The 2839-nt window shown below is 73.5% G+C and carries 5 protein-coding genes; 3 read left to right on the top strand and 2 right to left on the bottom strand.

Going from position 1 to position 2839, the window contains the following annotated elements:
* Positions 1 to 260 precede the first annotated feature (260 nt).
* A complete protein-coding gene (locus tag ABD296_RS49120; RefSeq protein WP_344285350.1) occupies positions 261 to 521 on the top strand; it encodes an SCO5555 family protein in 261 nt (86 codons plus the stop codon).
* Positions 522 to 679: 158 nt separating this feature from the next.
* The gene (locus ABD296_RS49115) at positions 680 to 958 is read left to right on the top strand and encodes an HU family DNA-binding protein (protein ID WP_151542535.1); all 279 of its coding nucleotides are present in this window, start codon (positions 680 to 682) and stop codon (positions 956 to 958) included.
* A gap of 56 nt (positions 959 to 1014) precedes the next feature.
* Here ABD296_RS49115 and ABD296_RS49110 read toward each other — a convergent pair whose 3' ends face one another.
* Complete coding sequence (locus tag ABD296_RS49110; RefSeq protein WP_344285345.1) at positions 1015 to 1227, bottom strand: hypothetical protein; 213 nt, start codon at positions 1225 to 1227, stop codon at positions 1015 to 1017.
* 10 nt (positions 1228 to 1237) lie between these two features.
* A complete protein-coding gene (gene cofC, locus ABD296_RS49105) occupies positions 1238 to 1924 on the bottom strand; it encodes a 2-phospho-L-lactate guanylyltransferase (RefSeq protein WP_344285342.1) in 687 nt (228 codons plus the stop codon).
* Between the two features lie 85 nt (positions 1925 to 2009).
* Here cofC and ABD296_RS49100 point away from each other — a divergent pair.
* The coding region (locus ABD296_RS49100) for a lysophospholipid acyltransferase family protein (RefSeq protein WP_344285339.1) at positions 2010 to 2839 on the top strand (830 nt) is incomplete at its 3' end.

Raw genomic sequence — 2839 nt, 5'->3', positions numbered from 1 at the left:
CCCAGGGGGGCGACCCCCTGGAACCCCCGTTGCGACCAACAGGCCGTTTCCCGCTCCGCTGGCGCTCCGCGTGAAAACAGCCTGTCGGTCGGCGGGCAGGCCCGCTCCGCTCGCTGGGCTCGCTCCGCGTGCCTGCTCGTGGAGTGGCCGGGGTTCGGACCTCCTCGGCCTGGGGTTCGGACTTCCTCGGTCTGGGGTTCGGCGTACCCCGGGGCGGGGGTCGCGTAGCCTCGCGCGGGAGAATCCGTTCCGTGGGGACGATGATGCCCGAGCGCTGGGGGGCTTTTGTGAACGCCACGCCGTGGACCGGACCGCAGTGGGACGACCCGGCGCTGACGCGGCTCGCCCGGCAGTTGCGCGACGCGCACCGGGCCGTGGCGCCGCTGCCGCCGCAGACCCGCCGGCGGCTGATCCGCCACCTCCTGGCGATCACCGATCTGGCCAAAAGGGACTCCGACCTCGCCGCCCGCAGGCTGGAGGCGTTCCTGGCCGATTTCCACGAGGCGCCCGACGTCCGTTAGCGTGCGCAGTGGCCGGATCCGGTCCGGTCACCCGGCGAGACGGGGGCGAGGCCGACAAAAACGCCAGCGACACGGCAATTCTTGCGTGCAGGTGATTGTGTCCATGCTGAGGGTCCCTTAGTTTCGTTCGGGCAAGGGGGGAACTAGAGGAGCAACCCATGAACAAGCGTGAGCTGGTCGACGCCATCTCTGACCGGCTGGGCAGCAAGAAGGCCGCAGCCGAGGCCGTCGACGCGATCCTGGAGGCGATCCAGTCCGCGGTCGCCAAGGGCGACAAGGTGGCGATCACCGGGTTCGGTTCGTTCGAGAAGGCCGACCGGCCTGCCCGTACGGCCCGCAACCCCGCAACGGGCAAGACCATCGAGGTTCCCGCGACGTCCGTGCCGAAGTTCAAGGCCGGCGCGGACTTCAAGAACCTGGTGGCCGGCAAGAAGTAGCCTGCCGCGGCAGCGCCCGGGACCGTTATCGCAACGGTCCCGGGCGCTGCCGCGTTTCACGCCTCCCGGGCCGGCAGCGGGAACGTCGACAGCGTCACCACCGAGACCCGGCCGCCGTCCAGCGCCAGGTTCACCCGCTGCCCGAAGCGCAGCAGCCGCAGGCCGCCCGCCGCGAACGCCTCGGCGTCGAACGGCAGCTCCGTCCCGTCGTCCAGCAGCACGCTCCCGGTCCGCGCGGCCGCGTCGAAGTCCTTCACCGTCCCCTGCATGCCCGGAACACTATCCCCGGCCGTGCCCGGCGGACGGCGCGAAGTGGGGGAGCAGGGCGGCGACGGCCGCGGTGCGGGGGCCGGTGCCGAGCGCCAGGGCGGCGCGCAGGTCGTCGGGGGTGTCGACGTCCCGGCGGACGCTGTCGGTGCCGGGCAGCAGCAGTTCGCGGGCACCGCGCGCGCGGTGGGCGGCGCGGGAGTCGCCGCCGAACGCGGGGGAGAAGGGGACGCCGGGACGCGCCGTGTAGAGGGTGGTGCCGATGCCCGCAGCGTCCGGGACGAACGCCTCGGGCGCCCGCGCGGCGGCGTCGAGGACACGCGCGAGCTCGTCCGGCCGCAGCGCGGGCAGGTCGGCGGACAGCGCGCCGACCCCCGTGTGCGGGAACCACTCGCGGCCGCGCCCCGCGCCGTGCACCAGGGCCGGGTTCAGCCCGGCGTCCGGCTCGTCCGGGACGATCCGCGCGCCGAGCGCGGCCAGTTCCGCGGCGGGGAGGGGATCGTCGGTGACCACTATCACATCGCGGACGCGGGCGCAGCGCAGCGCCGCCGCGACGGTGTCGGCGGCGACCGCCAGGGCCAGTGCCGCGCGGTGCGGCCCCGCCGCGGCGGACATGCGGGTCTTGGCCTTCGCCAGCACCTTGACCGGCACGACGAGCGACCACTCGGGATGAGGCGCGCTGGGCGCTGGGGTAGACATGGCAACTCGACACTATGCGCAGACAACCGCGACACTTGAGGACACCCCGCGTTCACGCCGGGTACGGATGGAGGAGGGACGGATCATGGGCCACGGGTACTCGCCTGGCTGGCGCAAGCTCACGATCGTCGTCCTGCGGCCCCTGCTGTTCGGGTTGCTGAGACGGGACTGGCGCGGCCGGGGCAACGTGCCCAGGACGGGCGGCGTGATCATCGCCGCCAACCACATCTCCGAGTCCGACCCGCTGGCCCTCGCCCACTTCGTCTACGAGTCCGGCCGCTACCCCGTCTACCTCGCCAAGGCCGCGCTGTTCGGCACGCCGGTCGTGGGGGCGGCGATGCGCGGCACCGGCCAGATCCCGGTGTACCGCGACAGCGCCGACGCCGCGCTCGCGCTCAAGGACGCCGAGAAGGCGCTGGTGGACGGCGAGTGCCTGATGTTCTACCCGGAGGGCAGCTGCACCCGCGACCCGGAGCTGTGGCCGATGACCGGCCAGACGGGCGTGGCGCGGATGGCGCTGCAGACGGGCGCGAAGGTCGTCCCGGTCGCGACGTGGGGCGCGCACGAGCTGCTGCCCTACAAGAAGGCCGAGCAGCGCGGCCTCGCCGGGAGCCTGAAGAAGGGCTTCCACCCGTTCCCGCGCAAGACGATGAAGGTGATCGCGGGCCCGCCGATCGACCTGTCGAAGTACGAGGGGCGCCCGCTCGACAAGGAGACGCTGCGCGCCGCCACCGACGACATCATGGACGTGATCAGCGAGCTGGTCGGCGAGCTGCGCGGCGAGCGGCCGCCCGCCGAGCGCTACGACCACCACAAGGTGCTGGAGGAGCGGCGCCGCGCGGCCGGGGGCGGCGAGGCCGCGAAGGCCGCCGAGGTGCCCGGCCAGGCCGGGCCGGCGGACCGCGACGACGTCGC

The sequence above is a fragment of the Actinomadura napierensis genome, from assembly GCF_039529375.1.
Taxonomy (GTDB): Bacteria; Actinomycetota; Actinomycetes; order Streptosporangiales; family Streptosporangiaceae; genus Spirillospora; species Spirillospora napierensis.
This window is presented reverse-complemented; position numbering and strand designations above follow the sequence as displayed.

Bases quoted from the DNA above. Each gene is read 5' to 3' on its own strand.
- ABD296_RS49120 (WP_344285350.1), top strand. From the start codon at position 261: ATGATGCCCGAGCGCTGGGGGGCTTTTGTGAACGCCACGCCGTGGACC.
- ABD296_RS49110 (WP_344285345.1), bottom strand. From the start codon at position 1,227: ATGCAGGGGACGGTGAAGGACTTCGACGCGGCCGCGCGGACCGGGAGC.
- ABD296_RS49115 (WP_151542535.1), top strand. From the start codon at position 680: ATGAACAAGCGTGAGCTGGTCGACGCCATCTCTGACCGGCTGGGCAGC.
- cofC (WP_344285342.1), bottom strand. From the start codon at position 1,924: ATGTCTACCCCAGCGCCCAGCGCGCCTCATCCCGAGTGGTCGCTCGTC.